The sequence below is a fragment of the Bradyrhizobium sp. KB893862 SZCCT0404 genome (genome assembly GCF_018130885.1).
In the GTDB taxonomy this organism is placed as follows: Bacteria; Pseudomonadota; Alphaproteobacteria; order Rhizobiales; family Xanthobacteraceae; genus Bradyrhizobium; species Bradyrhizobium stylosanthis.
Genome location: NZ_JAFCLT010000013.1, coordinates 60,052 through 86,067, shown reverse-complemented (window position 1 = coordinate 86,067; position 26,016 = coordinate 60,052). Strand labels below are relative to the sequence as shown.

Genomic DNA, 26,016 nt, shown 5'->3' with positions numbered 1-26,016 from the left:
ACCTGACCAGAGATCTCGCGCAACCTGCTTCAGGCAATCGTCGTCATGGGAATTGTCCGCTTCGCGCTCCGCTTTCCGCACACGTTCTATGTGCTCGCGGCGCTGATCATGTTTCTCGGCGGCATCGCGGTCTGGTCGATGCCCACGGACATCTTTCCCGAGATTCGCATCCCCGTCGTCACGGTGATCTGGAGCTATACCGGCCTCTCGACGCCGGAGATGGAGCAGCGCGTCAGCACGTACAGCCAGTACTCGATCAGCGCCAATGTCAGCGGCATCAAGAACATCGAGGCGCAGACGCTCAACGGCCTGTCGGTGCAGAAGATCTACTTCCAGCCGGACGTCAATCTCGATCTTGCGATCTCGCAGATCGTCTCGGCAACGAACGCCATCCGCGCGCTGATGCCGCCGGGCATTCAGCCGCCCGTCATCGTGCAGTTCAATGCCTCGAGCGTGCCGGTGCTGCAGCTCAGCCTCGAGTCCAACAAGCTGAACGAGCAGCAATTGTACGATTTCGGCATCTACCGGATCCGGCAGCAGTTGGCTCCCGTTCCGGGCGTGACGCTGCCGACGCCCGCGGGCGGCAAGTACCGGCAGATCATGGTCGACATCGATCCCAACAAGCTGCTGTCGCGCGGATTGACGCCGCTCGACATCGTCAATGCCGTGAACACCCAGAACCTGACGCTGCCGACCGGCACGGCGAAAATCGGCGACACCCAGTACACCATCCGCACCAACGCGACGCCGGCCACGATCAAGGATCTCAACGATATCCCGGTCAAGTTCGCCAACGGCGCGACCATCCAGCTGAAGGATGTCGCCCAGGTGCGCGACGGATCGCAGGTCCAGCAGAACATCGTGCGCGAGGACGGCCACCGCGCGGTCCTGCTCAGCGTGATCAAGAACGGCAACGCCTCGACGCTCGCCGTCGTCAACGGCGTCAAGCATGCCCTGGCGTCGATCCGCGCGTCGGCCCCGGCGGGCTTGAAGATCAGCGAGCTGTTCGACCAGTCGGTCTTCGTCACCCATTCGGTCGACGGCGTGCTGCGCGAAGGCGCGATCGCGGCGGGCCTCACGGCGCTGATGATCCTGGTCTTCCTGGGCTCGTGGCGCTCGACGCTCGTGGTGCTGATCTCGATCCCGCTCGCGATGCTGTCCTCGCTTATCGTCCTGCATTTCCTCGGCGAGACCCTCAACACCATGACGCTGGGCGGGCTCGCGCTCGCGGTCGGCATCCTGGTCGACGATTCCACCGTGACGATCGAGAACACGCACCGGCTCTGGACCGAGGAGGGGATGCCGCTGTCGGAGGCGACCTTGCATGGCGCCGCCGAGATCGCGGTGCCGACGCTGGTTTCCACGCTCGCGATCAGCTGCGTCTTCACCTCCGTCGTGTTCCTGCAAGGTCCGGCCAAATATCTGTTCACGCCGCTTGGCCTCGCCGTGGTGTTCGCGATGCTGGCCTCTTACGTGCTGTCGCGAACCCTCACGCCGATCACGATCGGCCTGTTGCTGAAGAGCGAGCGCCGCCATGGCGAGGGCGGGGCCCCGACCGGCGTGTTTTCGCGCGCCTCCGCCGCGTTCGAGCGCGCCTTCGAGCGCCTGCGCAATGGCTATTCCGGGCTCCTGGTGCTTCTGCTCCGGCGGCGCAGCATCGTGCCGGTCGTGGCCGTGTTGGTGCTGGCTCTTGGCGGCGTCATGTTCCACTATGTGGGCCGGGACTTCTATCCCCTGATCGACGGCGGCGAGATCCAGCTTCATGTTCGCGCGCCCGCCGGCACCCGCATCGAGCGCACCGAGGCGATCTTCCAGGCGGTCGAGGACAAGATTCGCGAAGTCATTCCGGACCGCGATCGCGGACTGATCGTCGACAATATCGGACTGCCCGCGCGCCCCTACAATCTGGCGTTCACCGACGGTTCGACGATCGGGGTGAACGACGGCACGATCCTCGTCTCGCTCAAGGACGGCCACAAGCCGACCGCGGACTACGTCAAGAAGCTGCGCGAGGTCCTGCCGAAGGCCTTCCCCGAGGATACGTTCTACTTCCAGGCGGCTGATATCGTCACCCAGATCCTGAATTTCGGCCTGCCGGCGCAGATCGACGTCCGGACCGTCGGCTACGGGACCAACAATCTGTCGGTGGCGAAGGAGCTGCAGACGAGACTGGCGGCCATTCCAGGGGTTGTCGATGCGCATCTCCAGCAGGAGGTCGACGCGCCGGCCTTCTATGCCGACATCGACCGCACCCGTGCCGCGCAACTCGGACTCAATGCCAGCACGGTCGCGACCAACATCAATGTCAGCCTCAGCTCGTCAGCCCAGGTCTCGCCGAACTTCTGGACCGATCCGACGTCGGGCATCCCCTATTATCTGGCCGTGCAGACGCCCGAGTACCGCGCCAACTCGCTCAATGCGCTGGGGAACACGCCGGTGTCGGCTTCGCTGGCCGCAAGCGGACAGACGGTGCCCGGCCTGCTCAGCAATGTCGCGACCTTCAAGCGCGGGACGGTGCCGACCAATCTGAACCAGGCCAATGTCCAGCCGGTATATGACGTCTATGCGAGCGTTCAGGGGCGCGATCTCGGCAGCGTCGCAGCCGATATCGAGAAGGTGACCTCGACGCTTCAGAAGCAGCTGCAGCCGGGCAATTCGATCCAGGTCCTGGGACAGATCCAGAGCATGCATCAATCGTTCCGCGACCTCGGGATCGGGCTGCTGTTTGCCGCCATCCTGGTCTACATGCTGATGGTCGTGAACTACCAGAACTTCGGCGACCCCTTCGTCGTCATCATGGCGTTGCCGGCGACCTTCTGCGGCATCGTGACGATGCTGTTCATCACCGGGACGACGCTGAACGTGCCTTCACTGATGGGCGCGATCATGGCGGTGGGTGTCGCGTCGGCGAATTCCATCCTGCTCGTGACTTTCGCACGCGAGGCGCAGCTGAAGGGACAGTCCGCCTTCGAGGCTGCGCTGAACGCAGGCCGCACGCGCATCCGTCCCGTGCTGATGACGGCTGCCGCGATGATCGTGGGCATGATCCCGATGGCGATCGGAGGCCCGGGCGAGGAGCAGAACGCGGCGCTCGCCCGCGCCGTCATCGGCGGGCTGCTGTTCGCGACGCCGACGACATTGCTGATCGTGCCTTACCTGTTCGCCTGGCTGCGCAAGGGCAATGACGGCAAGGCTCACCACGGCGTATTCGAGGAGCAACCGGAATGAGCGATGTTCGCGTGCGGACCAACAGCGACGGCGTGAGCGACCCGCCCGATGCGGAAAGCTGCCGCATCGTCGAGCTGCCCGGCAAGAACGCGCGGCCGCGGCGCCGGCATGGCGGCGCCTGGCTCGGCGGCGCCGTGCTCCTGATCCTGGCCGGCGGGCTCGGCATCGGCGTCTGGCGGCACTATCAGGCTGCCCGCGATCTGGCCGCAACGGCGGAAGAGATCAGGACCGCCATTCCGGAGGTCCGGGTGGCGACGGTCCACCCCAGCAGCGACATCATCAAGGTGACCCTGCCGGCGACCACGACGGCATTCGAGGCGGCGAACATCTTCGCGCGGGCCAGCGGCTACATCGAGAAGCGTTATGTCGACATCGGCGATCGCGTGAAGAAAGGCGATCTGCTCGCGGACATCACCGCGCCCGAGCTCGACCAGCAGATCGCGCAGGCGCAGGCGACGCTGGCGCAGAACCAAGCCGCGTTGCAGCAGGCACAGGCGAGCAGGGAGCTTGCCGACGTCACCAATTCGCGGGACAGCAATCTGGTCAAGCAGGGTTGGCTGACGGCCCAGCAGGGCGACAACGATCGCCTCACCCTGCGCGCCCAGCAGGCGGCCGTGAACGTGGCGCAGTCGAACATCACGGCGCAGGAAGCGCAGATCCGCGTGCTTCAGCAGGAGAAGGCCTACCAGCGCGTGGTGGCGCCATTCGACGGCGTGATCACGCAACGAAACGTGGACAATGGCAGCCTGGTCTCGGCCGGATCGACCTTCATGTTCACGCTGATGCATTCGAACGTGATCCGGACGCAGGTCTTCGTGCCGCAGGACGAGGCCTTCGGCGTTGCGCCGGGCGTGGATGCCGACATTCGCGTTCCCGAGATCCCGGGCCGGACCTTTCCAGGGAAGGTCACGCGCATCGCCACCGCGCTGCAGCCGGGAAGCCGGACGCTGCTGACCGAGATCGACGTCCCCAATCCTGACGGCCTCCTGAATCCCGGCATCTACTGCACGGTCGAGCTGTCGATCCCGCGCAAGACGCCGTCGGTTTCGGTTCCGGCCGATGCGCTGGTCTTCAACCAGCATGGCCTTCATGTCGACGTCGTGCGCAACGGTACCGTTCATTTGCAGCAAGTCTCGATCGCGCGGGATTTCGGTACGTCGATCGAGGTTCGTGAGGGTGTGCAGCCCGGCGACCAGGTCGTGCTCAATCCGCCGGTCAATCTGGTCGAGGGGAGTAAGGTCACCATCCGCAAGCAGGATGCGGGCCCGGGGAGCCAGACATGATCCGGATCGCGTGTGCGGCGTTCGCTGCCCTGTTGCTCGGCTGCTCTGCAAGTGAAGCACAGGTGGCGACGACGGGCAGCACGGCGATGGATCTTCCGACCGTGCCGGGTGCGATCGTCACGTCGCCGCTCAACAGCCCGGGACCGTTTTCCGCAACGACTGTGCCGGGGGCGCCCGATACCACGCTGGCGCCTGTTCCGCTCGCCCTCAATCCGACGACGCCGGGTACGGTCGTCGTCTGCGCGCCGCCATTGACGTCTCCGACGCCGGTGCCGGCGACCCCGATCGTATCGAGCATGGGATCGCCAGCTTCAGGAAGTGTGTCCCCGATCACGCCGCCGATCGGGCAGAACACCAGCTCGATCGGGACCGTTCCCGCGGCTGCGCCGGCCGGGACGGCGGCGACCACGGCGTGCAGTTCAACGCCGGGCGGCGTGGCGCCGAGCGCTGCAACCTTGCCGCTCTCGATCGCGGACGTGCCGGCCGCGTCCTCGCTCGGTACGATTCCGCAGGTCATCACCGATGTCGGGGGCACCGGCATCGATCCGAACGCCGCGGTCGCGCCGACCCCCAACACGTCGGCCTGCGCGGAAAGCGTGACGATGAACCTGGCGTCGCCTGCGACAGTGATGCCGGCCAACGCAACAGGCGCGGCGTCCACGCCCGGCGTGTCGCCGGTCTTGCCGCCGGGCTGCTGAGGAGCAAGCCGCGCGGCGCAATGGCCTCATCGGGCCGCGGGCATATCCGCAGACGGCACCTCGGCCTGTGCCGCTCCGGAGTTCCGCAGGGACGATGCGTGCAGCCGTCGATATTCGCTCGGGGTCGAGCCGGTCGCACGTCCGAAGCTGGTCGAGAAGTGCGCGGAACTTGCATAACCGCAGGCATAGGCGATGTCGGTCAATGTGAGAGTCCGATCGCCCAATAGCTGCTTGGCCCGTTCAATCCGTTGCAGCATCTGCCAGCGATGCGGCGGACATCCGGTTGCGGCGCGAAAGCGCTTGCAGAAGCGATCCGGGCTCATGCCGACCAGCGCCGCCAGGGCGTCCAGCGTCCATGACGTCTCGGTGGATTCGATCGCCGCCCGGATGCGCCGCATCTGCCACTCTTCGAGACCCGGCCGGGCCAGGCCGCGCACGCCTGGCTCGTGGCGCGCCTCGTCAGGCGCTTGATCATGTGAATCCGGCTCGGGAATCATCTGCGTTGCCCACCATCATGGTCAGGGCGGCACTATGATCCAAGCGGCTGCGCATTTCCTTGGCGTCGTCGTGAAGATTCCTGAAGCGGCGCGAAAGGTGCGGGGATCGCCAATTCCTTCAGGTCGACGGACGCAATTTGTGAACCTCGGCGTCCGATGGGAGCATCGTTCCGCCGTCCCGGTACGTCCAGTCGACCATGACGCCCTTGTCATCTCTCACGGCGGTGCGGCCGACGAACGTACCCATCGTGCTCTGGTGATCGATGGAACGCCAGCTTGCCGGCCCGAATGGCGTCGCGAAGCCGACATTGCCAAAGCCGTCGGCCATCGTTTCGGTGTCGACGCTTCCGAGCTTCTCGATCGGCGCCTTGATCGAGCTGATCATGGCGTGGCCCACCACGGAGCCCATGGTCGGAGCCTCGCCATACCGCGTCGAATAGGCTGCAACGAAGTCATTGTTGGCCTCGCCGAGAGACTCCGTCACGGGATAGCCGGTGACGATCCAGCCTTTCGGCGCGTCCGCTCCGAGCGGATGCAGATATTCGGGCTCGCCGGTGGTGAAGGAGACGACGTCCCGCCCCTCGAACAGGCCGCGATCATTGCCCTGACGGACGAATCTCGCGAGGTCGGGTCCGAAGGTCACGTTCAGGATCGCCTCGGGGTTCTGCTGGGCGAGCGCGTTCACGACCGCCCCCGCATCGATCGCGCCAAGCGGCGGCCATTGGTTGGCGATGAACTGGACGTCGGGACGCCGGCGGCTGAGAAGCTCGGTGAACCATTTGACGGCCGAATGCCCGTACTCGTAGTTGGGTGCGATCGTCACCCATCGTGTCGCCTTCAGCTTCGCCGCCTCTTCCACCAGCATGGCTGCCAGCATGTAGGTCGAGGGGCGCAGCCGGTAACAATATCGGTGTCCGCGATCCCAAACGAGTGCGTCCGTGAGCGGCTCGCTCGCCACGAACAGGGTCCGGTTCTGCCGCGCGAAGTCGCTGATCGCCAGCCCGACATTCGACAGATAGGTCCCCGCCAGGAGGTCGACGCCATTCCGGCGCACGAGCTCCTCTGCGGCGCGAATGGCGACGCTCGGCTTGCCTTCATCGTCCCGGCTGATGACCTGCAGCTCGCGGCCGAGAAGACCTCCTGCGGCATTCACCTGCTCGACCGCCAGCTGCCAGCCGCGCCGGTAAGGCAGCGTGAACGCAGGCGCGCTGCTGTAGGAGTTGATCTCGCCGATCCTGATCGGTCGCGTGCCCTGTGCCCGGACGATGACCGGCGAAAACAACGACGCGCCGGCGGCGCCCAAAACCTGTCGTCTGGAGATGCTCATCAAGTGTAGTCCGGAGAGTTGATCGAAGGGATGTTGCCGATTTTGGGGCAGGCTGCCTTGGCACGTCGCCTGGACACGTTGCCTTGACACGTTGCCTTGGCCGAGCCGCCGCAAGGTCTAGTGGCAGGTGGGAGAGCCGGGGTGCTCGCCGGGCGATGCCGAGGCCTGGATGCCCGGTCTTGCGGCGAGGCCGCGCGCGAAGGCGAGGGCGGGAAGATCGACTTCCGGATCGAACAGCGCGCTGAGCGGACCGACGAGGTCGAGTGCGGCCTGGCGGCGCTTCGATCCCGCCATGATCCTTGCCCAGGTCGCCGCAACCTTCAGCTCGTAGAAGCGGCATTGCTGCTCTCTGGCGACGGATAGGCCTTCCGAGAACAGCAGCTCCGCGCGGGAGGTGTCGGCTGTGCCGTCGGCCAGCAGAAGCTCGCCCTTGATCCTCAGCAGGTCCGCCACGCACCACAGCTGCCGGCCTTGCCGGGACATGCTCAGGCCTTCCTCTATCGCGGCGACGGCCTGCGCGTTCTCGCCAATCGCGAACAGGCCCTCGGCGAGCGATCCCAAGAACTCGGGATTGCGCATCAGCCATCCGTTCTCGGCGCGCGCCTTCAATCCATCGCGAAGCAGCGCGATCCCGTCGCGATGCTCACCCTGCAGGACAAGCAACTGCCCCTTCAGGCACGATGTCCAGCTCGCCCAGAATGCGATTCCCTCGCGCGTGACGAGCTTTGAGAGCGACGCTATCGCGCGGTCGGCAGCGTCGAGATCGTGCGTCATCAATGCGATCGGACAGACGGCGTTGCGCAGGGCGTAGGCCATCGCAAGCTTGTCGTTCTCGGTCTCCGCCTCCTGGAGGCATTCGGCGGCAAGGGATCTGCTCTGGGCGATCTTTCCCTGCAGCAGCAGGACGCGCGCCAGCATGGCCTTGGCCAGAACGCTCTGGTTCAGCAGGAACCACATCTGGTTGGTGCCGTCCTTCAACCCATGCGCCGAGCGATCCAGAGACAGGGTGAGCTCACGTCGCGCATCCTCCTGCGCTCCGCAGAAGTGCGTCGCCGCGCCGATCAGGCGCCGGCCTACGGTCTCGCTGGCTGAATTCCCGGTGCGCAGCGCGATCTCGAGGTATCGCTCGCCGACGTCCTTGGCCGCGCCGTACTGGCCGGAATTGAGGTTGTAGCTCCACAGCGTCCAGACGGCCTTGAGCTGAAGCTCGAGGTCGCGCAGTTCCTCGGCGAGCACGAGCCCGATGCTCAGCGCCGCCTTCATGCGATCCGCCGAGCCCGTCGTGTTGAGAAGCGCAAAGCCCAGGGCGACGAAGAGCTGTGCCTTGAGCCCGGGATCGCATTCCAGTTCGGAGCTGAAATGTGCAAGGGCGTGCTCGATCCGGGTCGAGCATTCCGCGAAGGACAGCAGCTGCATCCATACCGGGACGAATCCTGCCGTCAACGCGATCCCGAGCGCGGCATCTCCGTTGGGCGAGAACGCCCAATCCAGCGCCGCATGCACGTTTCCGATCTCCTGGGCGAGCCGGGAGAAATCGTCGGAGGTCGCGGGGCTGCCGGCGGGCCGCTGGATGAGCTGTATGAGAAAGTCCGCTTGCTGCCGGGCGGCCTGCTCGACGAGCCCTGCCTCCGCCAGCTTCTCCAGTGCGTAGGCGCGGGTGCTCTCCAGCAGGCGCCATCGCCCGTCGAAGGACAGGTCCAGGGAGACGAGGGACTTGCCGACCAGATTGGACAGGGTCTCGATGACATCCGGCCGCGATGCGTCGTCATCCATCATTGCGATGGCCGCATCGAGCGTGAAGCCGGCGGGAAACATCGCAAGCCGGCAAAGCAGTCTCTGCTCTTCCGGCGGCAACAGATCGTAGCTCCAGTCCAGCGTCGCACGCAGCGTCTGGTGCCGTGGCAACTGGTCGCGGCGTCCGCCGCTCAGGAGCTCGAAGCGCTTGTCGAGGCGAAGCAATACGGTATCCACCCCGAGATTTGCGGCCCGGGCGGCCGCAAACTCGAGCGCGAGCGGAATTCCGTCGAGCCGGCGGCAGATCGCAGCGATCTTGGCGAGGTCCCCCGCGTCCGGCGCGAAGCTCGTGCGCAGCGCCCGCGTGCGAGCGACGAACAGTTGCACGGCGCTTTCCTGCAGAAGCAAGTCCGGCTCGCACACGTCCGGACGGGGGACCGACAATGGCGGGATCGCCGCGACGTATTCGCCCTCGATACGGAGCGCCTCGCGGCTGGTTGCGAGAACGGTGACGTTCGGACAGTAACGAAGTGCGGCGCTCGCGATCTGCGCGGCGACGTCGATGACGTGTTCGCAATTGTCGAGGACCAGAAGCAGATGGCGCGAGCCGATGGCCTGAGCGACACCCGCAGCCGAGACCTCCTTGTCGTTCAAGGCGAGCTTCAAGGCGCGGGCCGTCGCGGATGTTGCGAGTGCCGGATCCTGCAAGGTCGCGAACTCGACCAGCGCAACGGACTCGTCGAACGAGGACGCGACACGGTGCGCGAGCTCGACCGCAAGCTTCGTCTTGCCGATGCCGCCGGGGCCGACCAAGGTCACTGCCCGGAATGCGGACAGCACGTCGACCAGCTCGTTCAGGTAATCCTCGCGGCCGATGAGCGGCGCGTGCGTGTTCGGCAGGTTGGTTGCGAACGCGGAGTCTATCGGCACGGACACCGGCGAGGCCGTGAAGCGCTCCGGTTGCCCGCTTTGCCAGGCTCCTGCAAGCGTGTAACCGCGGCCGGAGACTGTCTTGAGGAGATCGCGATCCTTGCCGAGCGCCTTGCGGACCGCGGAGATGTGAACCTGCAGCGTGTTCTCTTCGACGGAGAGGCCCGACCAGACGCATCCGATCAGATCATCCTTCGTCACCAGATGTCCGGCGGAACTCGCCAATCTCTCGAGGATCTCGAACGCGCGGCTTCCGATCGGAACAGCGACGCTGTCGTACCTCAGCTCCCTGCGCTGGCAATCGATGAGCCAGTTTTTGAAAGAGTAGGTTCGACCAGCCTGCAAAGGCGACATAGGGGGTCCGTGGATCAGCTTCACTGCCGTGACCCGGGGAGAGGCAATGAACCGACCCGGAAATCACCGACCCTGGCAAGAATTTGAAAGCGCAAATTTGCTTGGGTGTCGTACAGGGAAGCTCGTTGCCGTGTCAAGAAGACCTTCTCAGTAGTCGATGATCCATCATTGCGTGATGGACGCATCGACGCGCTGATCGTTTGCTACACGAATTCGTGACGGCGAGCGGAGATGACGAAAGTGGGTGGGGCGGCGGAAGGAAGCGGAAAGCGCGATCGGAAAGGAGCGCAGGGCAGGGGATTTCGTGTCCCAACCGTACAGAAGCTCGGTAGCCTGCTTCAGCTCTTTATTCCGGACGCCGTCGATGAAAGCGCTTGCAGCATCTGCAAGCTGCAGGATATCGCGCGCCATCTCGGTTGGGACGACGGGACGACGCATCGCTACCTGGTCTCCCTGACCGAAATCGGCATGCTCGAGCGGACCAGCGATGATCGCTACCGCATCGGTGTGCTCGCGGTGCAGCTTGCGTCGGTCTACGTCGCGGGCAGCCGGCTTCGCGGTGTGGTGATCCGGAAGATCGAAGAGCTCAGCGCTGCGACGTGCCTCACGGCGGATATCGCTGCGTTACAATGCGGCGCGATGGTCGTCATTGCCAGCAGGCAAGGGTCGACGCCGCTGACCTCGCGGTGCATGCTGGGCGAGAAGGTGCCGCTTCACGCGACCGCGGGCGGAAAGGCGATCCTGTCGCAACTTGACGATGGCGAGGTGGAGGAGTTGTGCCGCGGCAAGCTGGTCGCCCTGGCATCAAACACCCGCACGACAATGTCGTCCTTGATGCGCGACATCGCGGCTGCCCGCGAGAGCCGCTTCGTCGGCACTCTCTCCGAATATGCCGAAGGCCTGCGCAGCATCGCGATTCCGCTCCCGGCCGGCTGCTTCGGAGTCGGTCCGGCGGCCTTGGCCTGCTCGGGCCCGGCAATCCTGTCTGGATCAGGATGGGAGATCGCCGAGGAGGAGCTCAGGGCTTTTGCCGCCCAGCTTCATAGCGGCGCATTCTAGAACGCCGTCACCTCCGACACCATCAGATCGCGCATTCGCGCGCACCGCGAGATGATCGGGATTGCCAATGGATCGATTGGGCGAGCTGATCAGCCGGCGCGCCTTGCCGCGCCCATCCTCGATTCGCGCGGTTGTGGCTCGGATTGGAGCACCTGAAGATTCCTGATTTTGCGTCTCTTAACTGGCGAGCGCTGCCTACCTTGCTACCTTCCTCGCAAGACTGTGCCCCCTCAGTATCACAGCAAGAGTCGTGACCATGCCTCAACTATTGCGACGATCGAATGATGGATACGTGCCTGCAACGACCATCGCGGATGAAGAAGGGGCGGGGCTATCGCCGACCATCATGCCGGCAGCGTTCGCATCGCTTACGAATGCGATCGGTGATGCTGCCCATGAGCGCGATCATGGTGTGCCGGTTCGGGACGCGAGCGCAATAGCCTTCAAGCAGCTCGCCTTGGTCGTTGCCATCGAGGCGCGCCCGCAGCGCCATCCCGGGCTGCCGCCGCGCGAGGCCGCCCAAGATGCCGGCCGGCTGCGGGTTGAAATTCCGTCGCAGTCCGGATCCGGGATCAGATCGAGTTCGGCGAAGCTGGCGCTCATCCAGGATGAAGGAGCAGAGGCCGGTCATCGCGCTGCGGCTTCCGACGATCCCGTGCTTCAGGGCCTGTCCGAAGCTCTCCTCGCCGTCGAGAGCATGCAGGAGGATCACACGGCACTCTGTGCCGATGCGCTGCGGCTCGCGGTCCTCGCCAGACTGTTCGCATTGCGCTCCGAGGAGCAGTCGAAATCCGACGAGCAACGAGAGAGGCCGATCCAGGGACTGCAGAAATGGCGCCTGAAGCGCGTGATCGATTTCATCGACAATCATTTCGGCCGGAAGATCGTGCTTGCCGATCTGGCGGCGGCCGCGGGCTTGAGTCGCATGCATTTCGCAGCCCAGTTCCGGGCGGCGACGGGCTGCAGGCCGCACGAGTTCATCCTGCGGCATCGGATACGACGGGCCAAGGACCTGCTGCGCGACTGTGAGATGTCGATTGTCGAAATTGCGCTCGCGGTGGGGTTTCAGAGCCAGGCCCACTTCACGACGACGTTCCGCCGCTTCACCGGCGACACACCGAGCCGATGGCGAAACGCGGCTGCGGCGGGTTTCGAGAGAACCGGGACATTGCCCTACGATATCGTCCTGCCTCGCGGCGACACTCTTTCCTGACGGGAGGCCTCGGTCGTCCGCGCGGCGACGGCGACGGAGCGGCCGATCCGGCATTGCCCGATCGGAATCGGAGGAATGACAGCATCACGAGAAGCTGCCATTCCTCTTTCCTGACGAGTGCCTCGAGACCATGTGACGGTCCGCTTCGGCTCGGCGCACGCGATGACGTCGCGCCGAAGGAGCCTCGTCGGCTCGATCGATCAATAGCCGGAGGTCGGCTCGCAGGGCGGACGGCGCCAGGGGGCGGTCGCATAGGCACCGACGTCCGGAGCCCGCGCGCAGCTGCGCTTGGACGTGACCGGAACGCGCTGCGCCGATGCGTAGGCTTCGGCATTCATCTTGCGCGCATTCGTATTGGCTTCGCGCGCCATCGCCGGGGAAGCAACCATCGCCGCGGCGATCAGTCCGGCCGAGAACAGCTTCAGTGTAGTCATCGTACGTCTCCTTGACAAAGCGACGCCGGGAACGCCTCGGCTCGCTTGCCAGACATGTGCATGCGCGTGCCGGATCTGCAGTGCCAAACGAACGATCGTTTTCGTCATTGCACGGAGTCATGCGCGCGATGTCCACGGTGATTGCGCGCGCATGTCGCTCTGTTTGATCTCGCGTATGATGGTCGTCTGTACCTGCGGCTGGCATCATGTGCTCACTGCACCCGGTCATCGGCGCCAGTGATAGCCGTGAATGTGGCCGGCGCCGAACACGGGCGCGGCGCCACCGGCGCGCTCTAATCCGATGCGTCCTGCCGGTGTCAATGCGCCGCCGTTCAGCACGTCGCGGTTGGGATACATCGAGGCATAGGTTGCGGGCTCCTGGTCGGCGAAGGACCAGGCGGCGGAAGCCGACGACACTGTTGCTGCCGAGATCAGTGCGGTGGCGATCAGGATCTTGAATGCAGTCATGGCGAATCTCCATTGTTGCCTTGTGCGGAGAGTCGCTTGGCGATGATCGCTGCTCGGCTGGTGGCGTTTCCGAAATCGTCTTCTATGCAGGGATATATAGGTCGCCCGGCCCGCAAAACCCGTGCGTGTGCATCACGCTCGCGCGAAGACGGCCGAGTGCAGGACATGGAGCCCCGGCTATCGACGAATTCCTTGTGCGGTGTCGCAGGGAATCCTGTCAGCGATGTCAGAAACCATCGCGCGTTCGTGCATGGTCAAATCGCGCGCGGCGCCCAGTTCTGGATTCAGGTCCTAAAGTATTTGGAGTGCAGCCATGAAGGCGATCCTGCTTCTCTGCGTTGTCACCAGCCTTGCGCTCGCGGGCGCAGCATATGCCCGCGGCGGCGCCGGCTCTTCGATGTCGATGACGAGCGGCGGTGCGCTCGGCACGAGCGCCGGCAGGCCCGGGACGAACTCGCTCGGCACCGCGCTTCCGTCGTCGGAGAGCGGCGGTCATGCGATGGGCGGACCATTGCTCGGCACGGACCAGGCCATCGCCAAGGAGGACGCGCGGCTCGAGAAGATGCTCGAGGGATCGGTCTGCCGCGGCTGCTGAGACGTCCGGATCGAAGTGTGATGAGGGTGCTCCGAAGCCGGAATTGGCTGCCGGGCGAGCTGTGTTTTTCGGAAAGGTTGGTGATAGGCTGAACAAGAGATCCAGAAACCGCTCGGGGCTGTCGAGGATGGCGGAGCCAGGCCAGCGACCCGTGTACGTGTGCGGGGAATGGGAAGTCGATCTTGCCCGACGCGAGTTGCGCTCGACGGGCGAGCTTGTTCCGCTGGGAGGACGCGCCTTTGAGATTCTTGCCGAATTGGCGCAGGCGCAGGGCGAACTGGTCACCAGGAACGATCTGACGGAGCGGGTCTGGCAGGGCGTCTTCGTCGAGGACAGCGCACTTCGCGTCCACATCGCGGCGATCCGCAAGGCCCTTGGGTCGCAGCGCGACATGCTCGTCACCACCGTCGGCCGCGGCTATCGCCTGGCCGGCGTGTGGCAAATCCGGCAGGCCGAGGCCCCGCTACGATCGGCCGCACCTGCGGTGTTGCCGTCGACCAATATCCCCAACGCCTCATTCGATCTCATCGGCCGCACGACTGCGACCACGCATCTGTGGGAGCTGCTTTCGGCCTATCGTGTCGTGAGCCTGGTCGGACCCGGCGGCATCGGCAAGACGGCGCTTGCCCTGGACGCCGCCAGACGGCCGCCGGCCGGCTTTGCCGCGGATCGATTGCTGGTCGAGCTGGCCGCGCTGTCCGATCCCAGGCTCGTGTGCTCCGCGGTTGCGAGCGTGCTCGGCATCAAGCTCGAGGGCGAGGAGATTTCGCCCGAGTCCATCGCACGCGCGATCGGCGCCAGGAAATTGCTGCTGGTTCTCGACAATTGCGAGCATGTGGTCGACACCGTGGCCCAGGTCGCGGAGACGATCGTCAGCCGCTGTCCCGGCACCACGATCATGGCGACGAGCCGTGAAGCGCTGCGCATAGATGGCGAGCATGTCTATCGCGTCACGCCGCTCGGCGTGCCGCCGCAAACCCGGCTCGACCCCGGCGCGGCATCGGCCTATGCCGCCATGGAGCTGTTCACGACGCGCGCGAGGGCGCTGGGCTCCAGCTTCGTGTCCGACGACGAGAACCTCGACGCCGTCGCCGCGATCTGCCGGCGGCTCGATGGCATTCCGCTCGCGATCGAGTTCGCGGCGGCGCGGGCGGCGATGCTCAGCCCGCCGAAGATCGCCGCGCTTCTCGATGACAGGTTTCGATTCCTGACGACCGGCCGGCGTACGGCGCTGCCGCGGCAGCAGACGCTGCGCGCGACGCTCGACTGGAGTTACGACCTGCTGCCGGAGACCGAAGCCCGCCTGCTGCGCCAGCTCGGCATATTCGCCGGAGAGTTCCTGCTCGAAGCGGTGATTGCGGTCGCCTGCAAGAGCATCGGTGACGTCACCGCGCAGCTCGCCAATCTGGTGGCGAAGTCGCTCGTCCTCGCCGACATTCGCGGCGACCGCCCCTATTATCGCCTGCTGGATACCACGCGCGTCTACGCGATGGAGAAGCTGCATGCCGCCGGAGAAGCCGCCGACGCGGCCCGCCGCCAGGCGAAATACTATTGCGGCTTCTTCGCGAGCGCGGAGAGCGACAGCGAGGTGAAGCCGCAATCGGAATGGCTCGCCTTCTATGGCCGGCACATCGACAACGTGCGAGCGTGCCTCGACTGGGCCTTCTCGTCCGGCGGAGACGCGCAGATCGGCGCAGCGCTGACCGCGGCGGCGGTTCCGCTGTGGGTGCAATTGTCGCTCCTGTCTGAATGCCGCGAGCGGACTGAACTGGCCCTGGCCAGCCTCGACGAGAGCGCCGCCAATGCGCCCCGGCTCCGCATGCAATTGTCGGCCGCGCGCGGCTGGGCATTGATGTACGGCGTCGGACGAGCGCGCGAGGCCGGGCCTGCCTGGGCCGCGGCCCTGCAGCTTGCCGAACAGCTCGGCGACAGGGATTACCTGCTGCGATCGCTTTGGGGGCTGTCCATCGATCAGTTCAACAACGGCGAGTTCCGCAAGGCGCTCGAATTTGCGCACCGCTTCGCAGGGGCCGCGGCCGATTGCAGCAATTCCGTCGACCGGATGACGGCGGACCGGCTGCTCGCCACCTCGCTGCATTATCTCGGTGACCAGCGGCTGGCGCATGATCATATTCAGCGGGCGCTGTCCCGTCTCTCGGATCTCGCCGCGAGGCCGCAGGTCATCCGCTTCCGCTTCGACTTGAGAGCCTCGGCGCATTATTTCCAGGCGCGCATTCTGTGGCTGCTCGGTCTGCCGGACCAGGCATTGCGCGTGGTCGAACGTAACGTCGAGGAGGGGCGTGAGAGCGGCCACGCCCTGACATTCTGCAGCATCCTCGGCCAGGGCGCCTGCCCGGTCGCTTTCCTCGCCGGTGATCTTGATGCGGCCGAGCGCTATTGCACGATGCTGATCGAGCACACCGAACGGCATCCAATCCGCCTGTGGAATGTATGGGCGCGTGCCTTCCGCGGCGTGGTGATGGCGAAAAACGGCGACATCGGCACCGGACTGCCTCTGCTTCAGAAGGCGCTGGATCTGGCGGGCGAGGCGCGCCTCCTGCCGCGTTTCCTGCTTCCGCTCGGTGAGCTGGCGGCATGCCTCGGTGCGGCCGGCGAAGTGTCGGAGGGCCTTGCGACCGCCGACCAGGCGCTCGCCAGGTGCGAGGCGAGGGACGAGCGCTGGTATGCAGCCGAGCTCTGGCGGATCAAGGGCGAATTATTGCTGCATCCGGGCCAGTGCCGTTCGGTGGCCGCCGCCGAGCAGGCCTTCGACGAGGCGTTCCTGGTGGCACAGGAGCAGGGTGCGCTATCCTGGGAGCTGCGAACGGCGATCAGCTTGGCGAGGCTCCGGATGAGTCAGAACCGCGCCGCGGACGCGCATGGCATTCTTGCCGCCGTCTGCGGCAAATTCACCGAAGGCTTCGAGACCTCGGACATGAGGCTCGCGCAAGCAATGATGGCCGAACTCCTGGCTACCTAAAACCTTAGGGGACACCCGGGGGCGCCGTCCGATCCATCGATCGGACGCGTTGCAGCCTCGGCGAGCGCCGCATCCCCCGTGCTCCAGAACATTCCACAACCTGTTGCGGGATCAGAATGCCCTGGCGGATCGAGGCGATCTTCCGGTTCCGCGCGCTTGTATCCGGATTGCACGCGGCCGCGGCGGCGCGAAACCTTGTCAAAATGCCCGACCAGCTTCGACCGCCGCCGGCAACGACGCGGTCAGGCGTGCCTTCGCGAAATTCACGGTGCGTTTCGGAAGATCGCGCCTGCGTGACCCCGCTAAACATCAGATGTCATTCGAGCGGAAAGCTGCGCGTTTGATCGCGAGGCGCCTTTCGCGTCGCAAGGAGACCTGATGAAACTGCCGGGTAGACCGGAGCGATCCAGCCTCGGAGCGCTCATTCTGATTGCAGCCGTCCTTGGCTGTAGCGCCGCAGCCTTCGCCTTTACCGCGGGGTGGCTCTCGCCGGGGCGTCTCACTCCGGATCGGATGATCGCAGCGTTGACGCCGCCGAGCGGCCCGCCGCTCGGACACCGCCGCAATCATGCCAAGGGGATCTGCTTCACCGGCACATTCGAAGCGAATGGAAACGGTGTGGAGCTGTCCCGCGCCAAGGTGTTCGTGCAGGGCAGCTATCCCGTCCTCGGTCGTTTCAATCTCGGCACCGCCGATCCCAACGCGGTGGATGCGACCGTGCGCGTGCGCGGCCTCGGGCTGCAGATATCGGCGGCGGACGGCGAGGCGTGGCGGATGGCGATGATCAATCCGCCGGTCTTTGCAGTCTCCACGCCGGATGCGTTTCATGACCTGCTGATTGCGGCCGGCAAGAAGGATCCGGAGGCGATGGCGGCATTCATCCGCGCCAACCCGGAGTTCGCCGCCTTCGCGGCCTGGGCCAAGTCGGCGCCGTGGACCGCGAGCTATGCGGAGGAGCCCTACAACAGTCTCAACAGTTTCGTCTTCACGAACGCGAAGGGCGATGAGCACGCCGTGCGCTGGTCGCTCGTCCCCGCGGCAACGCCTGTTCCCATCACGCAGGCGGAGCTGGACAAGCGCGGCCCGGATTTCCTCGAGCAGGACATCACGGACCGGGTGAAGTCCGCTCCGCAACGATGGACCCTGGTCACCACCGTCGCCGATCCCGGCGATCCGACTGCGGATCCGAGCAGGGCCTGGCCGGACAGCCGGCGCAAGGTGCAGGTCGGAACACTGGTCGTGCAGCGCATCGAACCGGAGCGGGATGGACCCTGCCGCGACATCAATTTCGATCCGACCGTGCTGCCGCAGGGAGTTAGCGTCTCCGACGATCCCTTCCCGGCCGCGCGCTCGTCGGTCTACCGCAAATCCTACGACCTGCGCGCGTCCGAAGCCGCGGACTATCCGAGAAGCGGGACCGCCAAGCCATGACCGGTGCTCCCCATCGCTTCTCCCCGATCCAGCGGCTGCTGCACTGGCTGATGGCATTCTGCATCATCGCCATGCTCTTCATCGGCGTCGGCATGGTGTCCACCGTGGCGCCGAAATATTTGCCGCTCATCCTGATCCACAAGACGCTCGGTGTTGCGCTCCTCATCCTCGTCCTTGCCAGGCTGGCGCTGCGGCTTCGCCTCAGTGCGCCGCCATTGCCGGCCGATCTTCCGCCGGCGATCAAGCTCGGTGCGAGATTGTCGCATCTGCTGCTCTACGGCTTCATGATCGTCATGCCGTTGCTGGGTCTCGGCATGCTCTGGGCGGCGGCCTATCCGGTCGTCCTGTTCGGCGGGATCGAAATTCCGGCGCTGCTGCCGCAGAGCGACCGCGCGCATACGCTGCTCTGGAACGCCCATGTCTATCTGGGCCTCGCGTTCTTCGCGCTCGTGCTGCTGCATGTGGCGGCGGCGCTGTTCCACGCTTTGGTCCGTCGCGACGATGTGTTCGCGACGATCTCGCCGCTGCCGCAAGAGGAGCGGATGAAGCCCGCCGAATGAGCGCGCAGGCAGGCGTGCGATCCGGGAATGATCCTTACGGGACGGAAAGACCGGTCGTCCGCCACCTCGCTAGAAATGTTCCCACCTCCAACAAGGATACCGACCATGACCAAAGCCGACCTGCAAGTCCCGACGGATCTCGGAGCCAATGCGAACCGGGACGTTCCGGCCGCGCTCCGCGCATTGCTGGCCGACGTCTTCGCGCTGTATCTCAAGACGAAGAACTTCCATTGGCATGTGTCGGGCCGTCACTTCCGCGACTACCATCTCCTGCTCGACGAGCAGGCCGAGCAGATCTTCGCGATGACCGACGACATCGCCGAGCGCGCGCGCAAGATCGGCGGCACGACGTTGCGCTCGATCGGCCAGATCGCGCGCGAGCAGCGCATTCTCGACAACGACGCGGATTATGTCGATCCGCTGGACATGCTGGCCGAGCTGCGCAGCGACAACCAGCAGCTCACGCGTGAAATGCGCCGGGTCCACGAGCTCTGTGACGAATATGGCGATGTCGCCACCGCGAGCCTGCTGGAAAATTGGATCGACGAGACCGAGCGGCGGATCTGGTTCCTCTACGAAACCGGACGCAGCGGCCCGAATTCGTAAGTGCGCGGCAAGCCGTGCGGCCGGAGGCTGGCGAAAGATGAGCGGTCTCCCGGAGCTCCTGCCGCATGACGGCGCCAGCGCCGAGCGGATGCTGCTGCGCGAGCTCGCGCAGCAGATCGACGACGAGCTGGTGTCCGTGATCGACATGGTGTCGGAAGCGGCCAACAGCTGCGACGGCACGGAGGCGAGGGCGGCCCTCGCATCGGTGCAGGACCGGCTCGAAAACCACATGCGGCTTCACCACGCGCTGCAGATGCCGCAATTTGCCACGACCGTCGATCTGGCGGCCTATCTCCAGCAATTGGGCAGGTCGATCAGTCGCTCACGGCTCGAGCCCGAAGGCATCGCGCTGTCCCTCCGGCTACAGCCGTTGACGATGAGCTCCGAGCGCTGCTGGCTGCTCGGGATGATCGTCTTCGAACTGATCACCGCATCGGCGCGTCATGTCCGCTCCGGCACCGGCAGTATCCGGCTCGAGGTCCGGGGGGCGGCCAACTCGGTGACGTGCTGTGCCATTGACAATGGGCCACCGGACGAAGCGCGGACCCGGGGCGCCCATTCCACGGTCGAGATGCTCGTCGCACGCCTGAACGGGTCGATGGACGTCCGCGTCGGACCCGGCGCAACGAGAACCGTCGTGGAGATCCCGCGCCAGGCCTGACTGGCGCAGGCTCGCGGCGGTGGTGTGCCATTGCAGAGCTTGCCGTCCGTGCCGCCAAGTTCATCGAGCGTGGCGCGCCATATCGTGCAGATCAAGAATACGGTCGCCTCTGCGAAAGATGGGGCGCGCCCCCGCGTGTACGCTTGCGCCATCCATGACCGGAAGACCGGTCACACGTGCAAGGGTCAAGCCATGACGGATATCTCGAACTCGAAGGCGTCGCTTGGAAGAGCCATCCATGCGATCAGCGGAAAATGGGGCTGGTTCGTCGCGCTGGGCGCAGGTGAACTGATCCTCGGCGGCATCGCATCCGCAAACCTGATGGCCGCCAGTCTCGCCTCCGTGCTGGTGATCGGCGCCACCATGGCCGCCGCCGGCATCTTCCAGATCGTGCATGCCTTCTCGGTGCGCGGCATGCGGGGATTCCTGTTCTGGCTGCTGGCGGGCATCGTCTATGGCGCTGCTGGGATCATCGTCCTCCGCGATCCCGTCCTGGCCTCGTTCACGCTGTCTCTCGTCGCCTGCGCGTTCCTGGTCGTCGCCGGTGCGATCCGGATCTGGGCGGGCTTTCATATGCGGCCGGCTCCGGGCTGGCGCTGGATCGTCGCTGCCGGCGTTCTGACATTCTGCGTCGGCGTCCTGCTGGTGGCGGCCTGGCCCGCGATCGGCCTGTGGCTGCTGGGTGCGATGCTGGTCGTCGACCTGATCTTCCAGGGCTGGGGCTTCATTGCGTTCGGCCTCGCGCTCAGAAGCCGGGCCTCGCGCCATTCGGCCCAGCCGGCGGCGGTGTGAACCATGGTGACGGGTTCGACATTCACGCGACATTGGGAGATTGCCTGGCGCGGCGGACAGACACGGTCCACCTCGCGGCTGATCGCCGAGGAAACCGCCATCGCGCTCACCTATAACGGCTCGACCCATGCCGTGATGATGGGGACGCCGGCTGATCTCGAGGATTTCGGCATCGGCTTCAGCCTCACGGAAGCCATCGTCGAACGGCGGAACGAGATCAGGAGCATCGATCTGATCCCGAACGACCTCGGCATCGAGGTGCGGATGTGGCTCGAGGGTGACCGCGCGGCGTCCATGGCCGCCCGCCGCCGCGCCATCAGCGGTCCGGTCGGGTGCGGACTCTGCGGCATCGAAAGCCTCGAACAGGCACGCCGCGCGCCCTCGCGGGTGGAAGGCCGTGCCGTTGCCTTTCAGGCCGAGGACCTGTTGAGCGCGATGCGGGCGCTGTCGCCCCTGCAGACATTGAACCAGCACACACGATCCGTTCACGCGGCGGCGTTCTGGAGTCCCCGCACCGGCATCGGCCCGGTCAGGGAGGATGTCGGCCGCCACAATGCGCTGGACAAGCTTGCCGGTGCGATCATGCGCGACGGCAGCCCGGCCTGTGACGGCGCCGTGCTGCTGACGAGCCGCGTCTCGGTCGAGATGGTGCAGAAGGCGGCGATGATGGGCGTGCCGGTCGTCGTGGCCGTGTCCGCTCCGACCGCGCTCGCCATCCAGACCGCGAAGGAGGCGGGCATCACGCTGGTGGCGATTGCAAGGGATGACGGATACGGCGTGTTCACGCATCCGCGACGCGTGCTGCTGCCCGACGAGGCCGCGCCGCGCGCGGGGTGTTGACCCCGGCCGATCGCATGGCGATGCAGGCCGCATCCCCGGAGCCCGCAGCCGAGCTACGGGCTGTCGCCTTTGCACCGGAACGGTCGCTGCCGGTCGCGGCCCTGCTGACCTTGTCGGGCGGTTTCATCGATGCCTTCACCTGGCTCTCGCTGGGCGGTGTGTTCGCGAGCTCGCAGACCGGCAATATCGTCTTCCTCGGCATCGACGTCCTCTCGGGGCAATGGCAGAGCGCAGCACATCACCTGCTTCCGTTCGCCGTCTTTCTGCTTGGCGCATGGGTGGCGATCCGCATCCAGGCGCCGCTGCGCTGTCTCATGGCGCAGATCGTCTGTCTCGCGGTGGTGATGCTGCTGCTGCACCGGATTTCTGAGCCGCTCGCCATTCTCGGGATCTCCTTCGGTGTAGCGCTGCAGTCGGCGAGCTTCAGGCGTGTCGAGCGCTGGAGCTATCTCTCGGTCACCGTCACCGGCAACATGCTGCGCGCGATCGATCAGTTCGGATCGGTCAACGATCGCGATGCCCCGCGTGGCGGCGTCGTCATGCTCGTGCTCTGCCTGATGTTCCTGTGCGGCGCCGCCATCGGCGGCCTTGCGACGACGCGGCTCGGCGCGGCCAGCCTCGCGGTGCCGATCGCGTTGTCGGCGTGCGCGCTGCTGTGGTGCCGTCTGAACCGGACCGGCCACGGTCTCGCTTGAGCGATCTCTCGCGGCGTGCGCGCCGTCACACCATGCCATTCGGCAAAGCGACGTTCGTTCGCGGAAGCAGGTGCACGGTGCGCGACGTATCGTCCTCCGCGAGTGCCGGGATGGCGCTTTCAGACATCAACCGCCGCGAGAGGCCAGGATGAACGAGTTCCGCAAAGAGACAGACAGCCTCGGTGAAGTGTCCGTTCCCGCGGACAAGCTCTGGGGCGCGCAGACGCAACGCTCTCTCGAACATTTCAGCATCGGCAAGGACCTCATGCCGCGCGAGATGATCCACTCCTACGCGGTGCTGAAAAAGGCCGCGGCGATCACGAACCATGCCGGCGGCCGTCTCGAGGACCGGCCTTACAAGCTGATCGTCCAGGTCTGCGACGAGATCCTGGCCGGTCAGCACCACGACATGTTCCCGCTTCATGTCTGGATGACCGGAAGCGGCACGCAATTCAACATGAACGTGAACGAGGTGATCTCGAACCGCTGCTGCCAGATCGCGGGCACGCCGCTCGGCAGCAAGCATCCGGTCCACCCGAACGATCACGTCAACATGTCGCAGTCGTCGAACGACAGCTTCCCGTCGGCCATGTACATCGCGGCGGCAACGAACGTAACCGAGCGCCTCGTTCCCGCCGTCGAGGCGCTGCATGACGCGATCGCCAAGAAGTCGGACAAGTGGGACCAAATCGTCAAGATCGGCCGCACCCACATGCAGGATGCAACGCCGCTGACGCTCGGGCAGGAATGGTCCGGCTACGCCGGCATGCTCGCGGACGATCTGACGCGCATCGACGACGCGCTCAAGGGCGTCTACCGGCTCGCGCTCGGCGGCACGGCCGTCGGTACCGGGATCAATGCGGCGCCGGGCTTCGCGGAGGCCGTCGCGGCCGAGATCGCGCGGTTGACCGGCCTGCCTTTCGTCAGCGCGCCCAACAAGTTCGCCGTGCAGGGCGCGCATGATGCGCTGGTGCAGCTGTCTGGCACGCTGCGCACGCTTGCCGGCTCACTCTACAAGATCGCCAACGACATCCGCCTGATGTCCTGCGGCCCGCGCGCGGGCTTTGCCGAATTGCTGATCCCGGAGAACGAGCCGGGCTCGTCGATCATGCCGGGCAAGGTGAACCCGACGCAGGCCGAGGCGCTGACGATGATCGCCGTGCAGGTGATGGCGAACGACGTCGCCGTCGGCTTCGGCGGTGCCGGCGGCTATCTCGAAATGAACGTCTACAAGCCGCTGATCATCCACAACATCGCGCAATCCGTCACGATCCTTTCCGACGGCTGCACGAACTTCCGCACCTTCCTCGTCGAAGGCACCGAGCCGAACCACAAGAAGATCCAGGAATATGTCGAGAGGTCGTTGATGCTGGTGACCGCGCTGGCGCCGGTGATCGGATACGACAAGGCATCGCGGATCGCGCATTACGCGATGGACAACGATCTCACGCTGAAATCGGCCGCGCTGAAGCTCGGCTTCGTGACCGAGCCGGAGTTCGACCGCATCGTCGATCCCGCCAAGATGGTCAAGCCCTACGTCGCCGAGATCAAGGTGCCGCTCGCGATCGGCGCCAAAGCCGTTTGAACAAGGCCGTCTGAAACAGCCCGCCTGAAGGAGAGAAAGATGATCCGTTGCGTGCGTCTGTGGACCGGACAGGACAACAACTCCCATTTCGAGGAAGGCGTCATCGAGCTGGAGCCCGGCCAGCGCGGCGACTTCCTCACAGGCAAGATCGATGCCGTCAGCGTCTCCTTCCAGGAGACCGAGTCCGGCGGTGCCTTCTCCTGGCACACCGCGCCGGTCCGCCAGCTCGTGATCACGCTGAGCGGAACGCTCGATTTCCAGACGCGTGACGGCCACCACTTCCTCATTCATCCCGGCAACATCCTGCTGGCCGAGGACACGGCGGGCTCGGGCCACAGCTGGAAGCTGACGGACGACTCGTCCTGGCGCCGCGCCTATGTGGTGCTGCGGCCCGGCGCCGCCGTGCCGTACCGCGCCAAGGCACGCCAGCCGGCGCGGGCCTGACCGAGCCATCCCAAGCACCTCTCGTCCCCCTCAAGCCAAACGAAGAGAACTGCCATGCAAGGAACTTCCGAATCCGACGTCGTCCTCATCGGCGCAGGCATCATGAGCGCCACCCTCGGTGTCCTCCTCAAGGAGCTGGAGCCCTCGCTCTCGATTCAGATGCTCGAGGTTCTCGAGGATTGCGCGCTCGAAAGCTCGGATGCGTGGAACAATGCGGGCACCGGCCATGCGGCCAATTGCGAGATGAACTACACGCCGCAGCGGCCCGACGGCAGCGTCGATATCTCGAAGGCGCTCCAGGTCAATGTCGAGTTCGACCTGTCGCGGCAGTTCTGGTCCTATCTCGTCGGGCGCGGCGCGATCGCCGATCCCCGGTCCTTCATTCATCCCGTGCCCCACATGAGCTTCGTGCACGGTACCGACAACGTCGACTTCCTCAGGAAGCGATTCAAGGCGATGTCGGCCCATCATTGCTATGAGGGTATGGAATATACCGAGGAACCGGCCAAAATCGCCGAGTGGGCGCCGCTGGTGATGGAGGGTCGCGCCGGTGGCGATCCCGTTGCCGCCACGCGCATCATCACGGGGACCGACGTCGATTACGGCTCGCTGACCCATCTCCTGGTCCATCATCTCGTCGGCCAGCCGGGCTGCGCGACGCACTACAAGAGCTGCGTCACCGCTCTCACCCGTGAGCAGGACGGTCGCTGGCGCGTCGAGGTGCGCGACACCGACAGCGGCGAGACGCGGTCGGTCCGCGCCAAGTTCGTGTTCATCGGCGCCGGCGGCGGTGCGCTGCCGCTGCTGGAGAAGTCGGGCATTCCCGAAGGGCGAGGCTATGGCGGCTTCCCGGTCAGCGGGATCTGGCTGCGCTGCGACGATCCGGAGATCAACAAACGCCATCATGCCAAGGTCTACGGCAAGGCCGCGGTCGGATCGCCGCCGATGTCGGTGCCTCACCTCGACACGCGCGTGATCGGCGGCAAGCACTCGCTGTTGTTCGGCCCCTATGCCGGCTTCTCGAGCAAGTTCCTCAAGCACGGCTCGCTGCTCGATTTGTTCGAGTCCGTCCGTCCCGCCAACGTCAAGCCGCTGCTTGCGGTGGCACGCGACAATTTCGATCTCACCGAGTATCTGGTCGAGCAGGTGCTGCAGTCCGAGAGCCACCGTCTGGCGGCACTCGACGAGTACTTCCCGAAAGCCGATCCGAAGGATTGGCGATTGCAGGTCGCGGGCCAGCGCGTCCAGATCATCAAGCCCGACGTCAAGCGCGGCGGATTGCTCGAGTTCGGCACCGAGCTCGTCGGCGCCGACGATCATTCGCTCGTCGCCCTTCTCGGCGCTTCGCCGGGCGCCTCGACCGCGGCGTTCATCGCCATCAGCGTACTGGAAAAGTGCTTTGCCGGCGAGCTGACGGCGAGCGCCTGGCTGCCGAAGCTGAAGCAGATCATCCCGTCCTATGGCGTCTCGCTGATCGAGAATGCGGATTTCTGCCGCCAGATCCGCGCCGCCACGGCGGAGGTGCTCAAGGTCGACAACATCCCGCAACCGGCCGCGCGCGCGCCGGCTGTCGCGAAACGGGCGTGAGAAGAAAAGGGGCTT

Annotated in this window: 21 protein-coding genes and 1 pseudogene; 16 read left to right on the top strand and 6 right to left on the bottom strand. The window is 65.4% G+C overall.

From position 1 onward, the window contains the following. Positions 1 to 45 precede the first annotated feature (45 nt). Both JQ617_RS35290 and JQ617_RS35285 read left to right on the top strand, forming a co-directional pair. Positions 46 to 3,228 carry an efflux RND transporter permease subunit gene (locus tag JQ617_RS35290; RefSeq protein ID WP_212030399.1) on the top strand — a complete coding sequence of 1,061 codons (3,183 nt, stop codon included), beginning with the start codon at positions 46 to 48 and terminating at the stop codon, positions 3,226 to 3,228. Beyond that, a complete protein-coding gene (locus tag JQ617_RS35285) occupies positions 3,225 to 4,511 on the top strand; it encodes an efflux RND transporter periplasmic adaptor subunit (protein ID WP_212030398.1) in 1,287 nt (428 codons plus the stop codon). Before JQ617_RS35290 ends, JQ617_RS35285 begins: the two co-directional genes overlap by 4 nt. Here JQ617_RS35285 and JQ617_RS35280 read toward each other — a convergent pair. The 4 genes from JQ617_RS35280 to JQ617_RS35265 all read right to left on the bottom strand — a co-directional run bounded on the left by JQ617_RS35280 (position 4,468) and on the right by JQ617_RS35265 (position 10,051). Next, complete coding sequence (locus JQ617_RS35280; RefSeq protein WP_349630672.1) at positions 4,468 to 5,172, bottom strand: hypothetical protein; 705 nt, start codon at positions 5,170 to 5,172, stop codon at positions 4,468 to 4,470. The two genes, JQ617_RS35285 and JQ617_RS35280, sit on opposite strands and share 44 nt — an antisense overlap. 63 nt (positions 5,173 to 5,235) lie before the next feature. Beyond that, complete coding sequence (locus JQ617_RS35275) at positions 5,236 to 5,706, bottom strand: helix-turn-helix transcriptional regulator (protein WP_212030397.1); 471 nt, start codon at positions 5,704 to 5,706, stop codon at positions 5,236 to 5,238. A 118-nt stretch (positions 5,707 to 5,824) separates the two neighbouring features. After that, positions 5,825 to 7,033, bottom strand: a complete 1,209-nt coding sequence (locus tag JQ617_RS35270) for an ABC transporter substrate-binding protein (RefSeq protein WP_212030396.1) — start codon at positions 7,031 to 7,033, stop codon at positions 5,825 to 5,827. A 117-nt stretch (positions 7,034 to 7,150) separates the two neighbouring features. Beyond that, positions 7,151 to 10,051 (bottom strand): ATP-binding protein, encoded by a 2,901-nt coding sequence (locus JQ617_RS35265; RefSeq protein WP_212030395.1) that lies wholly within the window; start codon positions 10,049 to 10,051, stop codon positions 7,151 to 7,153. A 231-nt stretch (positions 10,052 to 10,282) separates the two neighbouring features. Here JQ617_RS35265 and JQ617_RS35260 point away from each other — a divergent pair, with 231 nt between their 5' ends. Further along, positions 10,283 to 11,110, top strand: coding sequence for an IclR family transcriptional regulator (locus JQ617_RS35260; protein ID WP_212030394.1), 828 nt, complete (start codon positions 10,283 to 10,285; stop codon positions 11,108 to 11,110). A 292-nt stretch (positions 11,111 to 11,402) separates the two neighbouring features. After that, positions 11,403 to 12,323, top strand: a complete 921-nt coding sequence (locus tag JQ617_RS35255) for a helix-turn-helix transcriptional regulator (protein ID WP_349630671.1) — start codon at positions 11,403 to 11,405, stop codon at positions 12,321 to 12,323. 200 nt (positions 12,324 to 12,523) lie between these two features. Here the strand turns inward: JQ617_RS35255 and JQ617_RS35250 are convergent, their stop codons facing one another. Together JQ617_RS35250 and JQ617_RS35245 are read right to left on the bottom strand one after the other, a co-directional pair. Then, complete coding sequence (locus tag JQ617_RS35250) at positions 12,524 to 12,757, bottom strand: hypothetical protein (RefSeq protein ID WP_212030393.1); 234 nt, start codon at positions 12,755 to 12,757, stop codon at positions 12,524 to 12,526. Positions 12,758 to 12,982: 225 nt separating this feature from the next. Further along, positions 12,983 to 13,225, bottom strand: a complete 243-nt coding sequence (locus JQ617_RS35245) for a hypothetical protein (protein ID WP_063690245.1) — start codon at positions 13,223 to 13,225, stop codon at positions 12,983 to 12,985. A gap of 313 nt (positions 13,226 to 13,538) precedes the next feature. On the opposite strand from JQ617_RS35245, the gene JQ617_RS35240 reads away from it, so the two are divergent. From JQ617_RS35240 to mqo, 12 genes and pseudogenes are all read left to right on the top strand, one after another. Further along, entirely contained in the window at positions 13,539 to 13,820 is a 282-nt protein-coding gene (locus JQ617_RS35240; protein WP_212030392.1) for a hypothetical protein, read from the top strand. A gap of 151 nt (positions 13,821 to 13,971) precedes the next feature. Beyond that, entirely contained in the window at positions 13,972 to 16,800 is a 2,829-nt protein-coding gene (locus JQ617_RS35235) for an ATP-binding protein (RefSeq protein WP_349630670.1), read from the top strand. A gap of 378 nt (positions 16,801 to 17,178) precedes the next feature. Further along, positions 17,179 to 18,231, top strand: a complete 1,053-nt coding sequence (locus JQ617_RS35230; protein ID WP_212030390.1) for a catalase family peroxidase — start codon at positions 17,179 to 17,181, stop codon at positions 18,229 to 18,231. Continuing rightward, positions 18,228 to 18,791 carry a cytochrome b gene (locus JQ617_RS35225; RefSeq protein ID WP_212030389.1) on the top strand — a complete coding sequence of 188 codons (564 nt, stop codon included), beginning with the start codon at positions 18,228 to 18,230 and terminating at the stop codon, positions 18,789 to 18,791. Before JQ617_RS35230 ends, JQ617_RS35225 begins: the two co-directional genes overlap by 4 nt. A 105-nt stretch (positions 18,792 to 18,896) precedes the next feature. Then, complete coding sequence (locus JQ617_RS35220; protein WP_212030388.1) at positions 18,897 to 19,397, top strand: Dps family protein; 501 nt, start codon at positions 18,897 to 18,899, stop codon at positions 19,395 to 19,397. A gap of 37 nt (positions 19,398 to 19,434) precedes the next feature. After that, positions 19,435 to 20,058, top strand: a complete 624-nt coding sequence (locus JQ617_RS35215) for a sensor histidine kinase family protein (protein WP_212030387.1) — start codon at positions 19,435 to 19,437, stop codon at positions 20,056 to 20,058. A gap of 192 nt (positions 20,059 to 20,250) precedes the next feature. Beyond that, positions 20,251 to 20,850: an HdeD family acid-resistance protein gene (locus tag JQ617_RS35210; RefSeq protein ID WP_212030386.1), complete on the top strand. Its 600-nt coding sequence runs from the start codon at positions 20,251 to 20,253 to the stop codon at positions 20,848 to 20,850. Between the two features lie 3 nt (positions 20,851 to 20,853). Continuing rightward, the gene (gene fdhD, locus JQ617_RS35205) at positions 20,854 to 21,690 is read left to right on the top strand and encodes a formate dehydrogenase accessory sulfurtransferase FdhD (RefSeq protein WP_212030385.1); all 837 of its coding nucleotides are present in this window, start codon (positions 20,854 to 20,856) and stop codon (positions 21,688 to 21,690) included. A gap of 20 nt (positions 21,691 to 21,710) precedes the next feature. Continuing rightward, the gene (locus JQ617_RS35200; RefSeq protein WP_249157789.1) at positions 21,711 to 22,385 is read left to right on the top strand and encodes a YoaK family protein; all 675 of its coding nucleotides are present in this window, start codon (positions 21,711 to 21,713) and stop codon (positions 22,383 to 22,385) included. Between the two features lie 148 nt (positions 22,386 to 22,533). Then, positions 22,534 to 23,970 (top strand): class II fumarate hydratase, encoded by a 1,437-nt coding sequence (gene fumC, locus JQ617_RS35195; protein ID WP_212030384.1) that lies wholly within the window; start codon positions 22,534 to 22,536, stop codon positions 23,968 to 23,970. A 39-nt stretch (positions 23,971 to 24,009) separates the two neighbouring features. Further along, entirely contained in the window at positions 24,010 to 24,414 is a 405-nt protein-coding gene (locus JQ617_RS35190; RefSeq protein WP_212030383.1) for a cupin domain-containing protein, read from the top strand. A 48-nt stretch (positions 24,415 to 24,462) separates the two neighbouring features. Further along, a pseudogene (gene mqo, locus JQ617_RS35185) lies at positions 24,463 to 26,001 on the top strand (malate dehydrogenase (quinone)); the annotation flags it as partial. Between the last annotated feature and the right edge of the window lie 15 nt (positions 26,002 to 26,016).